This is a genomic window from Streptomyces sp. NPDC050842 (assembly GCF_044456565.1).
Taxonomy (GTDB): Bacteria; Actinomycetota; Actinomycetes; order Streptomycetales; family Streptomycetaceae; genus Streptomyces.
The window spans coordinates 68,878-87,869 of sequence record NZ_JBITGA010000005.1; the positions used below are offsets into that span (position 1 = coordinate 68,878).

The window sequence follows — 18,992 nt, forward strand, 5'->3', positions numbered from 1 at the left end:
ACAAAAGGGGGGGGCCGGGCGCGTGTCCAGGCTGACGGGGTGGTGGAGCGGGCGCGGCAGTGCGGCCAAGGTCGAGCTGTACACCCGGTGGAGCTTCCACTTCTTCCTGGTGATCGAGATCGCCGCCATCGGCCTCGTACCGGTCGCGGACTCCCGGTACAACCCGCTCGTCACCCCGCTCGGGCTCGCGCTGACGCTGCTGGTCTGCGCGCACGCCGTGCTGAACGCCGTGCTCTCCTCACGCGCCCTGGACTGGGCCCTGGACCGGCGTGACCGGCCGGTCAGGCTCGCGACCGCGATGATCCTCCTGACCGCGAGCGGTTCGCTGGCGGTGCTCGCCCTGCGGGCCACGGGCGTGGTGGACGACCCCTCGATCGTCGCCGCCGTCGTCACCGGCCTGGTCACCTTCACCATGGGCGGCCTCGTGCTCTGCGCGCGCCGGCCCCGGCGCATGCTGTACGTCGTCCCGGCCGCCGGGCTCGCGACCGGCACCGCGGTCGTGGCGATGGGCATCCACCCGGGCGAAGGTCTCGGCTACGCGATCGGGATCACCCTGAGCGGTGGCGGCCTCGCCGCCGCCTGCGGCTTCTCCGCCTGGCTGATGAAGATCGTCTGGGAGCTGGAGCGCTCCCGGGACGTGCAGGCCCGGCTCGCCGTCGCCGAGGAGCGGCTGCGGTTCGGGCGGGACCTGCACGACATCCTCGGCCGGAACCTGTCCGTGATCGCCCTCAAGAGCGAGCTCGCCGTGCAGCTCGCGCGGCGGGAACGGCCCGAGGCCGTCGACCAGATGATCGAGGTGCAGCGCATCGCCCGGGAGTCCCAGCGGGAAGTGCGGGACGTCGTACGCGGCTACCGCGAGGCGGACCTGCGGGTGGAGCTGGAGGGCGCGCGCGGTGTCCTCGACGCGGCCGGGATCGACTGCGACGTCCGGTCGCCCTTCGGCTCCGCCGCCGGCTCCCCCGGGCTCGTGCTGCCCGGTGAGGTGCAGTCGGCGCTCGGGTGGGTGGTCCGGGAGTCCACGACGAACGTACTGAGGCACGGGGACGCGCGGCGCTGCGCGATCGCCGTCCGCGAGGAGGAGGGTGCGGTGCTGTTGATGGTGGAGAACGACGGGGCGGGGAAGCCTTCCGGACCCGGCGGACCGCCCGGTTCGGGGCTCGCCGGGCTGCGGGAGCGGCTCGCGGCCGTCGGCGGGACGCTGGAGGCCGGGCCCGGCGACGGCGGTACGTTCCGGGTGACGGCCCGGGTGCCCGTGCCCCGTACGGAGGTGACCGGGTGACCCCGCCCGTACGGCTCCTGCTCGCCGACGACGAGCATCTGATCCGCGGCGCGCTCGCCGCGCTGCTCGGCCTGGAGGACGACCTCGTCGTCGTCGCCGAGGCCGCGACCGGGCCCGAGGCGCTCGCCATGGCCCGCGCCCACCGACCCGACGTCGCCGTGCTCGATCTGCAGATGCCGGGCGCGGACGGTGTGACGGTCGCCACGGTCCTGCGGGACGAACTGCCCGGCTGCCGCACCATGATCGTGACCGGTCACGGCCGTCCGGGGCACCTCAAGCGGGCCCTCTCCGCCGGCGTCCGGGGCTTCGTCCCGAAGACCGTCAGCGCCCAGCGGCTCGCCGAGATCATCCGTACCGTGCACGCCGGAAACCGTTACGTGGACCCGGAGTTGGCGTCCGACGCGATCGCCGCCGGGGACTCCCCGCTGACTGCCCGGGAGGCCGAGGTCCTCGAACTCTCCGCCGACGGAGCGCCCGTCGCGGAGATCGCCCGGCGCGCCTCGCTCTCCCCCGGAACCGTCCGGAACTACCTCTCCTCGGCCGCCGCGAAGCTCGGTGCCGAGAACCGTCACACGGCGGTGCGTCTCGCGCAGGCGAAAGGATGGGTATAGTTAGCCCCGCGCTACGGCGCATGCGGACGTGGCTCAGTTGGTAGAGCATCACCTTGCCAAGGTGAGGGTCGCGAGTTCGAATCTCGTCGTCCGCTCCATGAAGAAGCCCCCCGGTCGATCCGACCGGGGGGCTTTCTCGTGCCCCTGGGCTCCTAGAAGTCGTCCGACCAGGTCTTGCCGGTCAGCAGCTCGTATGCCTCCAGGTACTTGGCGCGCGTCGCGTCGACGATCTCCTGCGGGAGCGGCGGCGGCGGCGTCTCGCTCTTGCGGTCCCAGCCCGAGGCGGGGGACGTCAGCCAGTTCCGCACGAACTGCTTGTCGTACGAGGGCTGGGCGCGGCCCGGCTGCCACTGGTCGGCCGGCCAGAAGCGCGAGGAGTCCGGGGTGAGGACCTCGTCGGCGATGACGAGGCGGTCGCCGTCCGGGGTGCTCTCGAAGCCGAACTCGAACTTGGTGTCGGCCAGGATGATCCCGCGCTCGCGGGCGATGTCCCGGGCCCGGGAGTACACGGCGAGCGTCGTCTGGCGCAGCTGCGCGGCCGTCTCGGCGCCGACCTGGCGGGCGACCTCCTCGTACGAGACGTTCTCGTCGTGGTCGCCGACCGCGGCCTTGGTGGCCGGGGTGAAGATCGGGGCGGGCAGCTCGGAGCCGTCGCTGAGGCCCTCGGGGAGCGCGAGGCCGCAGACCGTGCGGGACGCGTCGTACTCGACGAGGCCGGAGCCCGTGAGGTAGCCGCGGGCGACGCACTCGACCGGGAGCATGTTCAGCGACTTGCAGATCGTGGTGCGGCCGGCCCAGTCGGCGGGGGCGCCGGCCGGGAGCTCGGTGGAGATCACGTGGTGCGGGACCAGGTCGGCGAGCCGGTCGAACCACCACAGGGAGAGCTGGGTGAGGACCCGGCCCTTGTCGGGGATCTCGCTGGGCAGGACCCAGTCGTACGCGGACAGGCGGTCGCTCGCCACCATGACGAGGTCGCCCGCCTCGTTCCGGTACAGGTCGCGGACCTTGCCCGTGTGGAGATGGGTGAGGCCCGGGACCTGGACAGGCTCGGGCTTTTCTACGAATCCGGACACGGTTCCTCCGCGTAGGTTGATCCAGGAGCGAGTCCGATTCTCTCGCACATCCCGGCGGCCCCGGCCGCCAGGACCTGTGACTCCCCGCTCAGTCCCTTCAGTCCCTCTTGCAGATCCGGTCGAGGAGGTTCGCGGTGGCGCGCTGGACCCGGGCGTCGACATGGCCCGGGCGGTCGAGCGCCGGGGACCAGGCGAAGGTGCCGGAGGCGAAGACCCAGGCGCCCGAGGGCGCCCTGTAGAGCGAGGTCTCCTGGTGGCGGACCGCTCCGTCGCCGTCCCGGTAGGGCGAGTGGGCGAGCAGGATGCGGCCCTGGTGCTCGGGGAGCGCGGTGCGAGGGAAGTAGCGGTCGGCCTCGCCGGCGACCAGGCCGGGGAGCTCGTCGCCGTCACCGGCGCCGGTGGCCTCCCAGAGCCAGTGCTCGGCGTTCCGCACGACCAGTGGGTGCGGTTCGGGCACCCGGCCCGCGTACTGGATGCCGAGGAGCCGCTGCTCGGGCCGGTCGACCTCGCGCCAGAGGGCGGGGCGGCCCGGGCCGCGCCGCTTGCGGCAGGTGAGGAGGCGGTCCGGCACCCCCGACGGGGACGGGCCCAACTCCACCTGCCAGTACATGGTGTTGGCGGAGAGGAAGACGAGGGACGTGCCCTGGTCGCGGGCGAGTTCGGCGGTGCGGCGCATCGGCGCCGACCAGTACTCGTCGTGGCCCGGGAAGACCAGGCCCCGGTAGCGGCTGGGGTCGACCCGGCCGGCGTGCAGGTCGCGGGTCTCCGCGTAGGCGAGGTCGTAGCCGTACCGCTCGGCCCAGCGGATGAAGTCGTAGGCGTGGCCGACGTGGAGGGGCAGGCCCGCGCCCGCGTAGGGGCGGTCGAAGGAGACGGTGACGGCCGCGTCCTCCTCGCCGAGCAGCCGGCCCTCCTCGTCCCAGGCGTGGTAGAGGCTGGCGCCGGTGCGGCCGTCCTCCGGGTAGAGGTTGTACGCCTGCCAGGTCACGTCCGGGAGGACGAGGAGCAGGTCCGCCGGGTGGCTGTCGCGGACTGTGAACGGGATGTGGGAGCGGTAGCCGTCGGCGGTGGTGAGGACGGCGACGTACGCGCCGATCGACCAGTACGTCGGGACCTGGAGCCGCCAGGACTGCCACCAGTGGTGACAGGAGACCGTGCGGTCGGCGGTGAGCGGGGCCGGCTGGACGATCCCCGAGAGCCGCGGGCTCGTGGTGATCTTCGCGGCGCCGTCGCCGCCGTAGTGGCCGATCCGGTAGACGTCGACCAGGAACTGCTGCGGCGGGTCCACGGTGATGTGGAAGTCGATCGACTCGCCCGGCGCCACGGCCCCGGTCGAGGCGAAGCCCTTGATCTGCCGCCGGACGTCGTCGGCCGTGCGCGGGCCGCCGCTGCGGCCGCGGGCCAGGGTCTCGTCCGCGTACCAGGGGACCATCTGACCCGTGTCGTCGAAGTAGTTCTCCGAACCGCGGAGCCAGGGCAGCGGGCCCTGTCCGAAGGGATCGCTCACGGCGTGCGCCAGCGCCCCGGACTCCCACCGTCTGATCTGCTCGGCCCCCATGCTGCGCCCCTCCCTCGACTCCCCCGGTCGGCTGGTCAGTGCCTCTGGTTCTTGCCTTCTGGTTCTTGCCTTTGTCAGTGACGGTCTCCAGCACATCACATAACGCACGCACTCCGTCACCGTTCGTCGTGAATTGACGAGAGTGGAAGCCGGGGCTCCGGGACGGGGCGGATCCGGGGCGGTTCCGGGGGCGCTTCTGGGGGCGCATCCGGGGGCGGTTCCACGGGCGGTTCCCGGGGGCGCTCAGACCAGGCGCACGGGCTTCTCCGGGCGGACTCCGGTGCGGGCGAGCCAGGCGCGCAGGGGCTCCGGGTCGCCGTCCTCCACGAGGGCGAGGACCCGGGGGCCGAGGTCCGCCGCGCGCTCGCCGCCGACGAGAAGGGCGGGGCCGTCGAGCCAGTCGAGGCCGGGGACGGCCTCCGCGGTGTCGACGGCGGCGCAGCAGACCATCGCGGTCACGTGGTCGGCGAGCAGGTCGCGTCCGGAACGGGGCGGCTGGAGCGGGAAGAGCGGCAGGGGCCCGTCCGGGCCGCTGACGACCGCGTGCGGGGTGTCGGCGCTCGGGGCGGTCGCCGCCGTCCTCGCCGCTTCGGCGGCGGTGGCGGCCGCGCGGGCCTCGCGGGCGGCGTCCTCCCGCGCGAGGAGCGCGCCGAGCGCGGCGGCGAGGGCGTCGGCGGCGGGGTTGGCGTGCGGCTCGTCGTCGAGATCGTGGAGGGCGTGAAGGGTGTCGAGGGCGTCCGGCGCTGCGGGGTCGTGGCCGGGCTCGGGGTCCGCGACCGGCGGTGTGGTCGGGGGTGTGGGGGGCTGCGGGGCGGACAGGTGGGCCATCACGCGCGTCAGGGTCGGGCCGTCGGAGGCGGACGGGGACCCGGCGGCCGCGGCGGCGACGCCCAGCCGGTCGAGGACCTCGTGGAGCCGGGCCGCGTCCGTACGCCACTTCCGGTCGACGACCTCTTCCGGGTACTGGCTCCACTCCACCGGCGACCAGTCGGGGCCGGGCTCGGCCGGGCCGCCGTGGAAGAGGCGGGCGGCGAGCAGCGACGTCGCCTCGTCGACCGCGCCCGGCTCCTCCAGGAGGTCGCAGGCCGGCCGCTCGCCGAGCCGGGAGGAGAAACCGTCCGCGAGCCGGTCGCGGCGGGAGAGCTCGGTCAGGGCGGAGACCACGCCCGCGTCGAGCTTGGCGGGCCAGCGGCCCATGCGCCAGGCGGGCAGCGCGACCCGGGTCAGGAGCCGGTCCCAGCCCGCGTAGGCCAGGCCCACCTGCTCCTGGGCGACGATCCGTACGCCGTAGTCCACGGTCTGCGCGCGCTCCGAACCGGCGGCGGCGACACCGCGCTCCATCTCGGAGGCGTGCCCCCGGCAGGCGCGCAGCAGGACGCGGGCGACCTGTCCGACGCCGTGGGCGCCGAGCCTGCGGAAGGGGTCGAGCCCGGGGGTCTCGGGGACGGCGACGGCGGCGTCGAGCCCGCGGACGAAGCGGCGGGCGGCGGCTATGTCGGGGTGGGCGGCCGGTCCCGTACCGGCGACGACCGGGGCGAGGACGGCGCGGAGCTCGGCGACCCGCATCCACCAGAGGAAGGGCGAGCCTATGACGAGGACGGGGGCCGCTCCGCCGTCGGACGTGTGGTGAGGAGCGCTGCTTCCGTGCTTGCGGTGGGCCCGGTGGGTGCGGTCCTCCAGCCAGCTGTCGCAGTCCGGCGTCAGGGCTATCGCGGAGGGCGCGGGGACGTCGAGCCGGTCCGCCAGGTCCCGCACGAGCCGGTACAGATCGGGGGCCCCGGCCTCGGAGAGCTCCACGGTGGGCGTGGCGGCCGGCCGGGCGCGGGCGACGACGAGGGCGACGGCCGTGGCGGCGAGGGCGACGAGGACCGCGAGGACGGTCACCACCCAGCGGGCGGTGTCCCAGCCGGTCCCGGTGAAGTGGCCGGTGACCCCGCCCGCGTACAGGACGACGGCCACCGCGGCGGGGAGCACGGCGAGGCCGAGGGCCCTGCCTCGGACACGGAGGACGGCGAGGGCCCGGGAGCGCGCGGCGCGCGCACCCCACTCCTCGCCGACAACGGCACCGGTACCGGACACGCCGTCCATCACCCCCTCCTGCCCATATCGGGACTGCCCATGTCGGGACTGCCCATGTCGGGATCGCCCATGTCGGGACTGCCTGTGGCGGTGTTGCTCACTCCCCCACTGTGGCACCCGCCCCTGACATCGCAATGCCGGTGGGCCAAGTGCCGGAACGCCTCCGCCGCACCCTAGTTGGGGCGGTGGCGGGCGTCATCCGGATGGCCGAGCCGTCACTCGATGGAATGGCTTTGGGCAAAGGTGATGGCATTCGTGCGGCCGTACGGTTCACCGCACGGCCGCACGAAAGAACGGCGTATCGCCGCGGGGGATCAGGCCTCGGCGGCCTTCCGCGCGATGTCCGTGCGGTGCTGCGAGCCGTCGAGCCGGATACGGCCGACCGCCGCGTAGGCGCGCTCGCGGGCCTGCGCCAGGTCCGTTCCGGTGGCGGTGACCGAGAGGACCCGGCCGCCCGCGCTGACGATCGCGTCGCCGTCCCGCTTCGTCCCCGCGTGGAGGACGTACGCGTGCGGGGCGTCCTGCTCCGCGACCGTGTCCAGGCCCTCGATGGGGTCGCCGGTGCGCGGGGTCTCCGGGTAGTTGTGGGAGGCGATGACCACGGTGACCGCGGCGTCGTCGCTCCAGCTCAGCGGCGCCTGGTCGTCCAGGGTGCCGTTGGCGGAGTGCAGCAGGACGCCCGCGAGCGGGGTCTTCAGCCGGGCCAGGACGACCTGGGTCTCGGGGTCGCCGAAGCGCGCGTTGAACTCGATGACCCGGACACCGCGGCTGGTGATCGCCAGACCCGCGTACAGCAGGCCGGAGAACGGCGTGCCGCGGCGGCGCAGTTCGTCGACCGTGGGCTGGAGGACGCTGTCCATGACCTCGTCGACGAGCTTGGGGTCGGCCCAGGGCAGCGGCGAGTAGGCGCCCATGCCGCCGGTGTTCGGCCCCTCGTCGCCGTCGAGCGCGCGCTTGAAGTCCTGCGCGGGCCGGAGCGGGAGGACGGTGACGCCGTCGGTGATCGCGAAGAGGGAGACCTCGGGGCCGTCGAGGTACTCCTCGATGACTACGCGGTCGCAGCCGAGGGCGTGCGCCCGGGCCTTCTCGACGTCCTCCGTGACGACGACGCCCTTGCCGGCGGCGAGGCCGTCGTCCTTGACGACGTACGGAGCGCCGAAGGCGTCGAGCGCCTCGTCGATCTCCTCGGGGGTGGTGCAGACGTAGCTGCGGGCGGTGGGCACGCCGGCGCCGGCCATGACGTCCTTGGCGAAGGCCTTGGAGCCCTCCAGGAGCGCCGCCTCCTGGGACGGGCCGAAGGCCGGGATGCCGACCGCGCGGACGGCGTCGGCGACACCGGCGACCAGCGGGGCCTCCGGGCCGACGACGACCAGTTCGGCGCCGAGCTCGGTGGCGAGGCGCGCGACGGCCTCGCCGTCCAGCTGGTCGACGGGGTGGAGCTCGGCGACCTCCGCGATTCCGGCGTTGCCGGGCGCGCAGTGCAGAGCGGTGACGTCGGGATCGAGGGAGAGAGAGCGGCACAGGGCGTGTTCGCGGGCGCCGCCGCCGATGACGAGGACCTTCACGCCAGCCAGGGTAGCCCGCCGGCCGGGATGCCCCTTGTGCGGGCCACCGAGCGAGACGGCCCTAGTCGTTCGTGTATTCCTCCACAACGGTGGCTCCGAGCTCGCGCACGATCAGGTCGTGTCCGGAGAGGGCGGAGTCGACGAGGTCGGGATCGTCCTCCTCGGGCACGTCGTCCTCGGGCGCCACGGGCTGCGGCGCGGGCGGCGCGTACGAGGGCTCGGGAGCCTGCGCGGGAGTGGGGGCGAAGCCGGGACCGGGGGCGAAGCCGGAGGCGGAGGCCTGCGGGAAGGCCTGGGTGGGCTGCGCCTGTACGGGGGCGGGCGGCGGGGCCTGCTGGAAGGCGGGTGCGGGGGCGGGGGCCTGGGGCCGCCCGCCGCCGAAGTTGGCCGCGGCGGGCGGCGGATTGGCACCGCCCGACGGGTCGATGATCGCCTCGACCCGCCACTGCACGTTGAACTGCTCGGAGAGGGCCTGCTTCAGGACCTCCTCGCTGCCGCTGCTCGCGAAGTTGTCGCGGGCGCCGGCGTTGAGGAAGCCGAGCTGGAGGGTGGTGCCGTCGAAGCCGGCCACCTGCGCGTTCTGGCTGAGGAGGATCCAGGTGAAGCGGCGCTTGTTCTTGACGGCTTCGAGGATCTGCGGCCACAGGTTCCGCACCTGCGCCGTGTCCCCGCCACCACCGCCGCCGGCGCTTGCCGCGGGAGCCGGCGCCTGCGGCGCGGGCTGCGCGTGTACGGGGGCGGGGGCGGCCGGTGCCGGTACCTGAGCGGCCGGGGCGGCGGGGGCTGCCGCGCCGGGCCAGGCGCCGGGCGCACCGCTGCCGGGGGCCGCGGCCCCGGGCCAGGCACCGGGCCGGGCCGCGGGGGGCTGGTTCTGCGCGGGGGCGGGGGCGGGCTCGGGGGCGGGGGCAGGCGGCGCGTACTGCGCCGGCGCGGGCTGCACGGGCTGCATCGGCTGCGCGGGGGCCGGGGCGGGCGGGAGCGGGGGCGGGGCCATCGGGGTGTGGGCCTCGGGCCCGGGGACGTACCCCATGGCGGGCGTGGGCGGCGCGGGCGTGTAGACGGGCGCCGGACCGGATCCGACGGCCGCGCCCCGCTCCAGCCGGTCGAGGCGCGCCTGGAACGAACGCTCGTCGTCGAAGGCGGCGGGCAGCAGCACACGCGCGCAGATCAGCTCCAGCTGGAGCCGGGGCGAGGTGGCGCCGCGCATCTCGGTCAGGCCGGTGTTGACCAGGTCGGCGGCCCTGCTGAGCTCGGCGGCACCGAAGACGGAGGCCTGGGCCTGCATGCGCTCGATGACGTCGACCGGGGCGTCGATGAGCCCCTTCTCGGCGGCGTCCGGCACGGCGGCCAGGATCACCAGGTCGCGCAGCCGCTCCAGGAGGTCGGCGACGAACCGCCGGGGGTCGTTGCCGCCCTCGATGACCCGGTCGACGACCTCGAACGCGGCGGCGCCGTCGCCGGACGCGAAGGCGTCGACCACCGAGTCGAGCAGGGACCCGTCCGTATAACCGAGGAGGGACGTCGCCATGGCGTACGTCACACCGTCGTCGGCGGCACCGGCGAGCAGCTGGTCCATCACGGACATCGAGTCACGCACGGAGCCGGCGCCGGCGCGCACGACGAGCGGCAGCACGCCGTCCTCGACGGAAGCGCCCTCCTGCCCGCAGACCTGGCCGAGGTACTCCCGCAGGGTGCCGGGCGGCACGAGCCGGAAGGGGTAGTGGTGGGTCCGCGACCGGATGGTGCCGATGACCTTCTCGGGCTCGGTCGTGGCGAAGATGAACTTGAGGTGCTCCGGCGGCTCCTCGACCACCTTCAGGAGGGCGTTGAAGCCCGCCGAGGTGACCATGTGCGCCTCGTCGATGATGTAGATCTTGTACCGGCTGGACGCGGGCCCGAAGAAGGCCTTCTCCCGCAGGTCACGGGCGTCGTCCACACCACCGTGGGACGCGGCGTCGATCTCGATGACGTCGATCGACCCCGGCCCGTTCCGCGCGAGGTCGCGGCAGGATTGGCACTCGCCGCAGGGCGTCGGCGTCGGACCCTGCTCGCAGTTCAGGCACCGGGCCAGGATCCGCGCGCTGGTCGTCTTTCCGCAGCCGCGGGGCCCGCTGAACAGGTACGCGTGATTGACCCGGTTGTTCCGCAGGGCCTGCTGCAACGGGTCGGTGACATGCTCCTGCCCGATGACCTCGGCGAAGGACTCGGGGCGATAGCGGCGGTACAGCGCGAGAGACGACACGTATACGAGGTTATAGGCGTCCACCGACAACCCGGGAAAAACCACCGGGTGGGACCTTGCCGCCACCGCCTCCGACACCCGGCGGAATCCACCGGGCCCGGGAACGCAAGCGCCCCCCACGCACCCGCCAGAGCCAACCTACCCTTGCTGCCTTCCGGCCCTGGGGGAGTTCAGTCAGATAGCGCCGCGTGAGGGGCTCCGCCCAGCGTACCCGATCCCGGCAGCCCCACGTCCCACTCCCCCTCACACACCCTCCACGCCCCTCCAAACCGCCCTCGAAACCTCCCGGGCAGCTCCCTGGGAACCTCCCTGGGAACCCCGCTCGCCCCCCCTGACCTCGCCTCGACCGCTCCACGACCTCCCCCACCCCTCCCTCCGCCTCTCCTCCAGTCACCTCCGATGACCTCCGCCGGGCCTCCGCCGAACCTCGGCCCGACCTCTCTGCGCCCCCTCTTCGGCCCCTCTTCGGCCCCTGATCGAATCGAGTTCGCGAGCACCCTCCTCGGTCATGTAATGTTCCGACCGGAGGATTCGCCTAGTGGCCTAGGGCGCACGCTTGGAAAGCGTGTTGGGGGCAACCCCTCACGAGTTCGAATCTCGTATCCTCCGCCAGCTCAGAGGGCCGGATCGCGTCAGCGATCCGGCCCTCTGGCGTTGCCTCGGAGCAGTTTGTGTCCCATTCGCAGTCGGACGACAGCCGCACACAGCGGCTCGCGGGCGCATACTGGTCGCAATGACAAAGCCAGCAGCACCGAAGCGCTACTTGCCGACCAGTCCCTTCAAGGCCCCGGTCGCCCCTCCGCCCAAGGAGTTCGCCGTGGGCGACCAGGTCACACACGACATGTACGGCCTCGGCCGCGTGATCGGCATCGAGGACGGAGTCGCAGCACTTGTCGACTTCGGCTCGCTGCAGGAGCGGATCCTGAGCCCGTACAACAAGATGAGCAAGCTGTAGTACCGCTGTGTCGACCACGGCACGGCAGCCCCAGAGGGCCGGACCGCACCAGCGGTCCGGCCCTCTGGTACTTCCTGCGCCGCTCCGTCGGTGAAGCTCGCCTCGCGCATGTCGGCCTCGGTACGGTGCATGCCCTCCAGGAGCCCGTGGTACTGCATCCGCGTCCGCTGGGCCTCGACCCTCTCGTCCATCGGCAGGACGCGGATCCGGCACACGACCGGGTCCGCGCTGAGACAGGCCTCGTCGGCGGAGGCCGGCCGTGCGAGCGGGGCCGTGATGATCGATCCGCACGCGGAGAGAAGCGGAGGACCCCTCACCTCCCTCGCTCCGCCCGCACTCCGCCCTCACTCCGCCTGGCCCATATGCCCGAGATGCGGCATTCGTGATCACCGCATTTACTGAGGGCTACCTGTTGCCGAGCGCCGTTGGGCGAGCTTCTGGAGGCTGGACGTGGCCACGTTGACTGTGTGGAAATTCGATGCACCCGAGGGCGCGGGGGCCGTGGAGGACACCCTGCTCCAGCTGCAGAAGCAGGAGCTGATCAAGGTCATCGACGCGGCCACCGTCAGCTGGCCGGAGGAAGCGAGCAAGCCGAAGACCAAGCAGCTGAACAACCTCACCGGCGCCGGCGCACTGTCCGGCACCTTCTGGGGCATGCTCTTCGGCCTCCTCTTCTTCATGCCGCTCCTCGGCGCGGCCGTCGGCGCGGCCGCGGGTGCGCTCGGCGGCAAGATGGCCGACGTCGGCATCGACGACGACTTCATCGACTCGGTCAAGTCGAAGGTCACGCCCGGCAGTTCCGCCCTGTTCCTGCTCTCCGCGGACGCCGTCGTCGACCGCGTGAAGGACGCCTTCCCGAACGGCCACGCCGAGCTGATCCAGTCCAACCTGGACGGCGAGAAGGAAGCGAAGCTCCGCGAAGTCTTCGCGAGCTGAGCCGAGTTCACGCACGCGAGACGGAGGAAGGGTAGGGCTGCTCCATGGGCGACGCCATCGGACAGATGCTGGCCCCGGCCGTCGGCATCGCCATCAGCCCGGTCCCTCTGATCGCGGTCGTCCTGATGCTGGCGACCCCACGCGGGCGCAGCAACGGCATGGCCTTCACGGCGAGTTGGGTCGTCTCACTCGCCGTCGTCGTGACCGCCGTCGTCCTGCTCGGTTCGAGCGCGGGCGCGTCCGGTGACGACGGGCCGGCCGACTGGACGCTGTGGCTCAAGCTCGGGCTCGGCCTCCTGTTCCTCCTCATGGGCGTCAAGCAGTGGAAGGACCGCCCGCGGGAGGGGCAGGAGCCCGAGCCGCCGGGCTGGATGAAGGCGATCGACCGGTTCACGCCCGGCAAGGCGGCCGGGCTCGCGGCCGCCCTCGTGATCGCCAACCCGAAGAACCTGGTCCTGGCGGTCGGCGGTGCCGTCTCCATCGCCGGCAGCGGGGCCTCGACAGGGGGCAAGACCGTCGCCGCCGTCCTGATGGTGCTGATCGGCTCCCTCTGCGCCCTGGCGCCGCTCACCGTCTACCTCCTCGGCGGGGAGCGGTCCGCGCAGACGCTGGGCGGCTGGAAGACCTGGATGTCCCGGCACAACGCGGCGATCATGACGACGCTGCTCGTGGTCCTCGGGGCGAAGTACGTCGGCGACGCGCTGAGCGGGCTGGCGGCGGCGTGACGGAAGGGGGGCCGAGTGCGTACGCCGGGGAGGGTCCGTAAGTCGGGGAGGGTCCGTGCGTCGGGGTGGCCAGGGCGGGTCGGCCGGCTCGGGCGGATCGGCCGGCTCGGGCGGCCCAAGCCCGCCGACGTGGGATCCGGCCTCGTCACCGGACTGTTCTCCATCCCCGAGGGCATGGCCTACGCCGCCATCGCCGGCTTCAACCCCGTCGCCGGTCTCTACGCCGGTGTCGTCCCCGCGATCGTCGGCTCCCTCACCGCCCGTACCGTCCTCATGGTCACCACCCTGACCAGCGCCATCGCCCTCACCTCCCAGAGCGTGCTGTCCGACGCGGGCCTCGACGCGAAGGACCCCGGCAACATCGCGACGCTCACGCTCCTCGCCGGGCTCGTCATGCTCCTCATGGGCGTGCTGCGGCTCGGTGCGGTGATGAGCTTCGTCTCGAACGCCGTCATGACCGGCTTCTCCACCGGCATCGCGCTCCAGATCGTCACCGGCGTACTGAAGGACGCCACCGGCTACAAGCCGCAGGGCCACAACCGTCTCTACCAACTCGGCGACTGGCTCGCGCACATCGGCGACTGGGCGCTCGGCGCCACCCTCGTCGCCGTCGCCACGATCGGCATCTGGGCCGCGACCCGGCTCGTGAAACGCCTCGAACCCGTCGCGCTGCTCGTCGCGATGGTCCTGGCGAGCGTCGCCGTGGCCGTGCTCGGTACGGACGTGGAGCTCGTCCGGGACATCGCCCACATCCCGGCCTCGCTGCCCGGCTTCTCCGCGCCCGACCTGTCCGTCGTGCCCGAGCTGCTCGGCGGCTCGGTCGCCGTCGCCCTCGTCGCCCTCGCCCAGGCCGCGAGCATCGGCCCCTCCGTACCCAACCCGGACGGCTCGCGCTCCTCCGTCAACGGCGACTTCGCCGCCCAGGGCCTCGCCAACCTTGCCGGCGGCCTCTTCCAGTCGCTGCCCGCGGGCGGCTCCCTCTCCCGTACGGGCGTCGCCGTCTCCGCCGGGGCCCGCACGCGCTGGGCGGGCGTCTTCTCCGGCGTGCTGCTCGCCGTCATCGTGCTGACCTGCGCCCCGCTCGCCGAACGCATCCCGATGCCCGTCATCGGCGGACTGATCCTCGTCGTCGGCGGCGAACTCATCTGGGGCAAGCGCCGCGACATCCTGCTGGTGCTCCGCACCTCGCGCCTGTCGTCGGCGGCGATGATTCTGACGTTCCTCGCCACGACCCAACTCCCGCTCCAGCAGGCCATCGTGCTCGGCGCGGTCTTCTCGCTCCTCCTCTACTGCGCCCAGGCCGCCCGCCGCGCCCGCCTCGTCGCCTTCGTACGGGACGAGAAGGGCGACTGGCACACGGCCGAGCCGCCGCGGCGGCTCACCGCGGGCGAGACCACCGTCCTCTACTACGACGGCATCGGCTTCTTCGCCGAACTCCCCCACATCGAGGCCACTCTGCCGCGCGCGGACGACGCTCCGGGAGCCGTACTCGTCCTCGTCATGCGCGGCGTCCCGGACGTCCCGTCCTCGACCGTCGTCAAACTCCTCCGCCGGTACGTGGCGGAGCTCCACCGGCACGGCGGCCGCCTCGTCATCGCGGGCGCGGAACCCGGTCTCGTACGCACCCTGAAGGCCATCGGCCTCGACGAGGATCTCGGCCCCGGCGGCATCATCCCGGCCGAGGGCACGCTCTTCGCCCCCCTGGACCGCGCCCTGGCCGAGGCGGCGCGGGGACGGCAGGACCCCGGCCACGTCCAGGACACCTCGCCGGACACCGTCTAGCCCTCGCGTACGACACGGTGGCGGAGGAGGACGGAGCGGCCGTCGAAGGTCCGGGTCTCCACCGTTTCCAGCTGCGTTCGGCGCTCGGCGGGGTGGAAGGCCGGGGTCCCGCCACCGAGGAGCACGGGGTGGACGACGACCCGGTACTCGTCGACGGCATCGTGCGCGCCGAGGTGGGCGGCCAGCTCGGCGCCGCCAAAGAGCACCAGGGTCTTGCCGGCCTCCGCGAGCGCCGTCAGCTCCCCGGCGACGTTCCCGGAGACGACGGTGGTGTTCCAGCCGAGGTCCTGGCCGGCGAGGGTCCTGGAGACCACCACCTTCGGAGCCTCCCGCCAGACCGGCGCGAAAGCCAGGTCGTGCGGGTCCTGCGAGTACTGCTCGGCGTTCGGCCAGAAGCCGGACATCAGGTCCCAGACCTTGCGGCCGTAGAGGAAGACGGTGTCACCGGCGGTCAGCTCCGCGGTGTACGCGGAGAGCTCGGCGCCCATGGCCGGCCAGTCGAACTCGCCGTTCGGCCCGGCGATGAAGCCGTCGAGGGACTGGTGCACGAAGTGGATGATCCTGGCCATGAGGGGTCCCGCCTTCAGGTGACGCGCACCGCCCCTGCGGCCCGCTCTCACCCATGGGTCGAGGGCGGGACCACCCCGCTCGACATCCGCGAGGAGCGCGTTTCGGCCAACTTGTTTCGGCCTGAGGACCTGGGATCGGCCTGAGCGGTCCGGGGTCGGCCTGGGGTGGTCCCGGATCGGCCTGAGCGGTCCGGGGTCGGCCTGGGTGGGTCCCGGATCGGCCTGAGCTGCCGCCGGGGGCCGCCTCCTCACCTCCCCCTGGCTACGAACGCGATCACCCAGCGACATCCTGGCCCCCGGAGCGGCGAACGGCCCGCCGATAGCCGCCGGGCGCGGAGCCGTGGATGCGCTTGAAGGCAGCGGAGAAGGCGAACTCGGTGCCGTATCCGACCTGTTCGGCGACAGTACGGAGCGGGGCTTCCGTCGTCCGGAGCAGCCGCTCGGCGAGGGTCATGCGCCACCAGGTGAGGTACGCGAGGGGTGGACGCCCGACGAGTGCGGCGAAGCGGCGGGCGAACGGGGCCCGCGAGAGACCCGCCTCCGCGGCGAGGCGCTCCACCGTCCAGGGGGCGCCCGGTGACCGGTGCATCGCGTGCAGGGCGGCGGTGACCGCCGGGTCGCCGAGCGCGGCGGCCCAGCCGGAGGCCCCGGGCCCGGCCTGGGCGGCCTGTTCGGCGAACCAGATGCGCAGGATATAGAGGAGAAGCGTGTCCAGGAGGGCGGGTACAGCCGCGTCCGTCCCCAGCCCGGGCCGCCGAAGCTCGGCGGCGAGCAGCTCCACGGCCGCGGCCAGCTCGGGCGGGCGACCGGGTCGGGCGGCCGGCAGATGGATCAGGTCGGGGAGGCCGTGCAGCAAGGGGTGCGTACGGGAGGGGTCGAGCTGGTACGTGCCGCAGAGCAGGGCGGTGACGGGCCCGCCCTGGCCGGTGGGGTCGACGCGGTCGGACACGTAGGGGGAGGCCGAGGGGGTGGGGGCGCAGTCCTCGACGACGGTGCGGCTGTCGGGGGTCTCGCGGTAGGCGTCCCCCGAGGCGCGGCTGTCGGCGAGGAGATGCCCGGTGCCGTGCGGCAGGAACACGACGTCACCGGCGGCCAGTTCGATGTCCCCGGCGCTGGCGCCGGCGCCAGCGCTGGGCGACCGCAGCACGCAGGTGCCCTCCAGGACGACCTGGAACCCCGCGGATCCCGGCACGGTGGCGAAACGCTGCGCCCAGGGCGCGTGCCAGCGGACGGAGGCGGACCGGGGGCGGCCGGATCGCATCACGGCGATCACGTCGCTCAGGACATCCATGGATGAAGCCTAGCGAGACGAACTCGTATGAAGAAGGCACTCAGACACATGGATCGTCTCGCTCCCTCTTCCTAGATTCGCTGCATGACGACAGCGACGACAACAAGGCCGATGATGAAGGCCACTCGAATCCACCAGTACGGCGACGCGGGCGTGATCCGCTACGAGAACGCGCCGCTCCCCGACCCGGCTGCGGACGAGGTGCTCGTACGGATCGCGGCGACCTCCTTCAACCCGACCGAGACGGCCCTGCGCGGGGGCCTGCTGCACGGCTTCCTGCCGGTGGACCTGCCGTTCACGCTCGGCTGGGACGTGGCGGGGATCGTCACCGAAGTGGGCGCGGGTGTACGGGACTTCACGATCGGCGACCGGGTCGTGGGCCGACTGGACGGCGGGGCGGGAGCCGAGTACGTGGCGGCGCCGGCGAGACTGCTGGCGGCGGCGCCGACATCCGTACCGCTCGCACACGCCGCCGCCCTGCCGGTGGCCGGCCTCACGGCGTGGCAGGCGGTCTTCGAGCACGGGCGGGTGGGGGCAGGACAGCGGGTCCTCGTGAACGGCGCGGGCGGCGGAGTCGGCGGCTTCGTCACCCAACTCGCTTCCCATGCGGGCGCGGACGTCACGGCCACGGCGAGCGCGCGCAGCGCGGCGACGGTGCGGCGGCAGGGGGCACGGCGGGTCATCGACTACACGACGACGCCGCTGCCGGAGGGCCTACGGTCCCCGGTCGACCTGCTGCTGAACCTGGTCCCGGTATCGCCGGAAGAGGCCGCGCCCCTGTCCCGCCTGGTCCGCCCGGGCGGCCACATCGTCTCGATAGCGACTCCGATCCCGGCGGACAAGGACAGGTCGGTGACGTCCCAGCACATGGTGGCCAGGAACGACGTGAAGCAACTGAAGGAACTGATCGCCCTGGTGGACGGGGGTGCGGTGACGTTGGACATCGCCGAAACGCGCCCACTGGAGCAGCTGGCAGACGTCCACAGGTCGAGCGAGGTCGGGGGCGTGCGGGGGAAGGTGCTGCTGGTGCCGTGAGGGATTCGTTCACCGGTTAGAGGGGTGATGCGAGGGAGGGACGTTCCTGCGGTCACCGGTGTGTAGTGATGCCGATACTTTCTGTGATGACCAATCCGGTTCGATCAAACAGGGGTTATCCATGAGGAAGTTGGCGACTGCGGTGGTGGCTGCGGGGCTGTTCTTTGGGGGGATGGGGGTGGCGATGGCTGACTCGGAGCACAAGCTGATCATCACGGACCCAGGTGTTGTGTTCGCCGGCACGTACCAGTGGCAGCCCACAAGCAAAGTGCCCAGCGGACTTCACGTGAAGGGAGAACTGAGGGACGACGACGGTGACGACGGGCACAACGTGTACCTCCGCACAAGGGTTGAGGGCTATGCGTGGGGCCGTCTCACGGGCACGCAGAGGAGGAATGTCAAGGTCGACAAGGTCTTCGTCGACGGCGCGGTTCTGAAGACGAAGGAAGTCCGACTGCAGGTGTGCCGCGACCGCGGCTCCCTGCGACCGGACAACTGCTCCCCTGAGCGGCTGATCTCGCGGCGATAGTCGACGGTTCTGGGAGCCGCCGATGAGCGGCTCCCAATCTGCAGGGAGCACACCACGATGGACGTCATCCTCCGCGCCAAGGGCGTGGATCTTTCTTACGGCACGCATCAGGCGGTCAGCGGTGCCGATTTCACGCTCAAGCGCGGCGAGGTAGCCGCCATCATGGGCAGCAGCGGGTCAGGGAAGTCTTCTCTGCTGTACTGCCTCGCCGGGGTTCTACCTCCTTCCAGCGGCACGGTGACCTTCGACGGGGTCCAGCTCGCTTCTCTCCCCGACGGAGAGCTGAGCGCCCTACGCCGCACACGCCTGGGATTCGTCTTCCAGTACGGGGAACTGTTGCCGGAGCTGACCGTGGAGGAGAACGCTGCGCTTCCCCTCCGGCTTGCCGGGATCAGTAAGACCCATGCTCATGCGATGGCTGGCCAAGTACTGGGGCGGCTAGGAATGGGCGAATTGGTTCGGCGAAGGACCTCGAAACTGTCGGGTGGCCAGAGTCAGCGCGTGGCGGTTGCGCGGGCTTTGGTCCACCGGCCGGACGTGGTGTTCGCGGATGAGCCGACCGGGGCCCTCGACAGCGCCAACGCTGCTGCGGTGTTGGAGGAGTTCCTCCAACTGGCGCGGAGACAGAAGACGGCCGTGGTCATCGTCACGCACGACGCCGACGTCGCCGCGAGGGCGGACACGCAGTACACGATGTCGGACGGTCTGCTGACGCAGCGGGTGGCAGTGTGAACGTGTTTCTCCTCGGGCTCCGCCTCCTCTG

16 protein-coding genes, 2 tRNA genes and 1 other RNA gene are annotated in these 18,992 nt (G+C 72.5%); 11 read left to right on the forward strand and 8 right to left on the reverse strand.

Annotated features, from left to right (window positions below; genetic code table 11):
• The first annotated feature begins 22 nt into the window (after positions 1 to 22).
• From ACIBG6_RS17230 to ACIBG6_RS17240, 3 genes are all read left to right on the forward strand, one after another.
• Positions 23 to 1,279: a sensor histidine kinase gene (locus ACIBG6_RS17230; protein ID WP_399223433.1), complete on the forward strand. Its 1,257-nt coding sequence runs from the start codon at positions 23 to 25 to the stop codon at positions 1,277 to 1,279.
• On the forward strand, positions 1,276 to 1,890 hold the full coding sequence (locus ACIBG6_RS17235; protein ID WP_399223434.1) for a response regulator: 615 nt from the start codon (positions 1,276 to 1,278) through the stop codon (positions 1,888 to 1,890). The genes ACIBG6_RS17230 and ACIBG6_RS17235 overlap by 4 nt, the downstream gene beginning before the upstream one ends.
• 22 nt (positions 1,891 to 1,912) lie before the next feature.
• A tRNA-Gly gene (locus tag ACIBG6_RS17240) sits at positions 1,913 to 1,988 on the forward strand.
• Between the two features lie 54 nt (positions 1,989 to 2,042).
• On the opposite strand, the gene ACIBG6_RS17245 is transcribed toward ACIBG6_RS17240, so the two are convergent.
• The 6 genes from ACIBG6_RS17245 to ffs form a co-directional block, all read right to left on the reverse strand.
• Positions 2,043 to 2,963 carry a phosphoribosylaminoimidazolesuccinocarboxamide synthase gene (locus tag ACIBG6_RS17245; RefSeq protein WP_399223435.1) on the reverse strand — a complete coding sequence of 307 codons (921 nt, stop codon included), beginning with the start codon at positions 2,961 to 2,963 and terminating at the stop codon, positions 2,043 to 2,045.
• A gap of 97 nt (positions 2,964 to 3,060) precedes the next feature.
• The gene (locus ACIBG6_RS17250) at positions 3,061 to 4,521 is read right to left on the reverse strand and encodes a N,N-dimethylformamidase beta subunit family domain-containing protein (RefSeq protein ID WP_399223436.1); all 1,461 of its coding nucleotides are present in this window, start codon (positions 4,519 to 4,521) and stop codon (positions 3,061 to 3,063) included.
• Positions 4,522 to 4,764: 243 nt separating this feature from the next.
• A complete protein-coding gene (locus ACIBG6_RS17255) occupies positions 4,765 to 6,609 on the reverse strand; it encodes a hypothetical protein (RefSeq protein WP_399223437.1) in 1,845 nt (614 codons plus the stop codon).
• A gap of 305 nt (positions 6,610 to 6,914) precedes the next feature.
• The gene (purD, locus tag ACIBG6_RS17260; RefSeq protein WP_399223438.1) at positions 6,915 to 8,165 is read right to left on the reverse strand and encodes a phosphoribosylamine--glycine ligase; all 1,251 of its coding nucleotides are present in this window, start codon (positions 8,163 to 8,165) and stop codon (positions 6,915 to 6,917) included.
• 61 nt (positions 8,166 to 8,226) lie between these two features.
• Positions 8,227 to 10,407, reverse strand: a complete 2,181-nt coding sequence (locus ACIBG6_RS17265; RefSeq protein ID WP_399223439.1) for a DNA polymerase III subunit gamma and tau — start codon at positions 10,405 to 10,407, stop codon at positions 8,227 to 8,229.
• 102 nt (positions 10,408 to 10,509) lie between these two features.
• Positions 10,510 to 10,608: signal recognition particle sRNA small type (gene ffs / locus ACIBG6_RS17270), an RNA gene on the reverse strand.
• A gap of 323 nt (positions 10,609 to 10,931) precedes the next feature.
• Between ffs and ACIBG6_RS17275 the strand changes: the two genes are divergently transcribed.
• The 5 genes from ACIBG6_RS17275 (at position 10,932) to ACIBG6_RS17295 (ending at position 14,805) form a co-directional block, all read left to right on the forward strand.
• Positions 10,932 to 11,019 (forward strand) — tRNA-Ser (locus ACIBG6_RS17275).
• Between the two features lie 121 nt (positions 11,020 to 11,140).
• Positions 11,141 to 11,362: a hypothetical protein gene (locus ACIBG6_RS17280; protein WP_317597447.1), complete on the forward strand. Its 222-nt coding sequence runs from the start codon at positions 11,141 to 11,143 to the stop codon at positions 11,360 to 11,362.
• 450 nt (positions 11,363 to 11,812) lie between these two features.
• On the forward strand, positions 11,813 to 12,298 hold the full coding sequence (locus tag ACIBG6_RS17285) for a DUF1269 domain-containing protein (protein WP_385807245.1): 486 nt from the start codon (positions 11,813 to 11,815) through the stop codon (positions 12,296 to 12,298).
• 44 nt (positions 12,299 to 12,342) lie between these two features.
• Positions 12,343 to 13,023 carry a GAP family protein gene (locus tag ACIBG6_RS17290; protein ID WP_399223440.1) on the forward strand — a complete coding sequence of 227 codons (681 nt, stop codon included), beginning with the start codon at positions 12,343 to 12,345 and terminating at the stop codon, positions 13,021 to 13,023.
• A gap of 129 nt (positions 13,024 to 13,152) precedes the next feature.
• Complete coding sequence (locus ACIBG6_RS17295) at positions 13,153 to 14,805, forward strand: SulP family inorganic anion transporter (RefSeq protein ID WP_399223441.1); 1,653 nt, start codon at positions 13,153 to 13,155, stop codon at positions 14,803 to 14,805.
• Here ACIBG6_RS17295 and ACIBG6_RS17300 read toward each other — a convergent pair.
• Both ACIBG6_RS17300 and ACIBG6_RS17305 read right to left on the reverse strand, forming a co-directional pair.
• On the reverse strand, positions 14,802 to 15,374 hold the full coding sequence (locus ACIBG6_RS17300) for a dihydrofolate reductase family protein (protein WP_399223442.1): 573 nt from the start codon (positions 15,372 to 15,374) through the stop codon (positions 14,802 to 14,804). The two genes, ACIBG6_RS17295 and ACIBG6_RS17300, sit on opposite strands and share 4 nt — an antisense overlap.
• Positions 15,375 to 15,648: 274 nt before the next feature.
• Positions 15,649 to 16,665: an AraC family transcriptional regulator gene (locus ACIBG6_RS17305; protein WP_399223443.1), complete on the reverse strand. Its 1,017-nt coding sequence runs from the start codon at positions 16,663 to 16,665 to the stop codon at positions 15,649 to 15,651.
• 84 nt (positions 16,666 to 16,749) lie between these two features.
• Here ACIBG6_RS17305 and ACIBG6_RS17310 point away from each other — a divergent pair, with 84 nt between their 5' ends.
• The 3 genes from ACIBG6_RS17310 to ACIBG6_RS17320 all read left to right on the forward strand — a co-directional run bounded on the left by ACIBG6_RS17310 (position 16,750) and on the right by ACIBG6_RS17320 (position 18,961).
• Positions 16,750 to 17,700, forward strand: coding sequence for an NADP-dependent oxidoreductase (locus ACIBG6_RS17310; RefSeq protein WP_399223444.1), 951 nt, complete (start codon positions 16,750 to 16,752; stop codon positions 17,698 to 17,700).
• A gap of 121 nt (positions 17,701 to 17,821) precedes the next feature.
• Entirely contained in the window at positions 17,822 to 18,229 is a 408-nt protein-coding gene (locus tag ACIBG6_RS17315) for a hypothetical protein (protein ID WP_399223445.1), read from the forward strand.
• Between the two features lie 57 nt (positions 18,230 to 18,286).
• The gene (locus ACIBG6_RS17320) at positions 18,287 to 18,961 is read left to right on the forward strand and encodes an ABC transporter ATP-binding protein (protein WP_399223446.1); all 675 of its coding nucleotides are present in this window, start codon (positions 18,287 to 18,289) and stop codon (positions 18,959 to 18,961) included.
• The last annotated feature ends 31 nt before the right edge of the window (positions 18,962 to 18,992 follow it).

Excerpts from the sequence above, each read along its gene's own strand:
- ACIBG6_RS17250 (WP_399223436.1), bottom strand. The coding sequence starts at position 4,521 with ATGGGGGCCGAGCAGATCAGACGGTGGGAGTCCGGGGCGCTGGCGCAC.
- ACIBG6_RS17255 (WP_399223437.1), bottom strand. The coding sequence starts at position 6,609 with ATGGACGGCGTGTCCGGTACCGGTGCCGTTGTCGGCGAGGAGTGGGGT.
- ACIBG6_RS17280 (WP_317597447.1), top strand. The coding sequence starts at position 11,141 with ATGACAAAGCCAGCAGCACCGAAGCGCTACTTGCCGACCAGTCCCTTC.
- ACIBG6_RS17290 (WP_399223440.1), top strand. The coding sequence starts at position 12,343 with ATGGGCGACGCCATCGGACAGATGCTGGCCCCGGCCGTCGGCATCGCC.
- ACIBG6_RS17300 (WP_399223442.1), bottom strand. The coding sequence starts at position 15,374 with ATGGCCAGGATCATCCACTTCGTGCACCAGTCCCTCGACGGCTTCATC.
- ACIBG6_RS17305 (WP_399223443.1), bottom strand. The coding sequence starts at position 16,665 with ATGGATGTCCTGAGCGACGTGATCGCCGTGATGCGATCCGGCCGCCCC.
- ACIBG6_RS17310 (WP_399223444.1), top strand. The coding sequence starts at position 16,750 with ATGACGACAGCGACGACAACAAGGCCGATGATGAAGGCCACTCGAATC.
- ACIBG6_RS17315 (WP_399223445.1), top strand. The coding sequence starts at position 17,822 with ATGAGGAAGTTGGCGACTGCGGTGGTGGCTGCGGGGCTGTTCTTTGGG.
- ACIBG6_RS17320 (WP_399223446.1), top strand. The coding sequence starts at position 18,287 with ATGGACGTCATCCTCCGCGCCAAGGGCGTGGATCTTTCTTACGGCACG.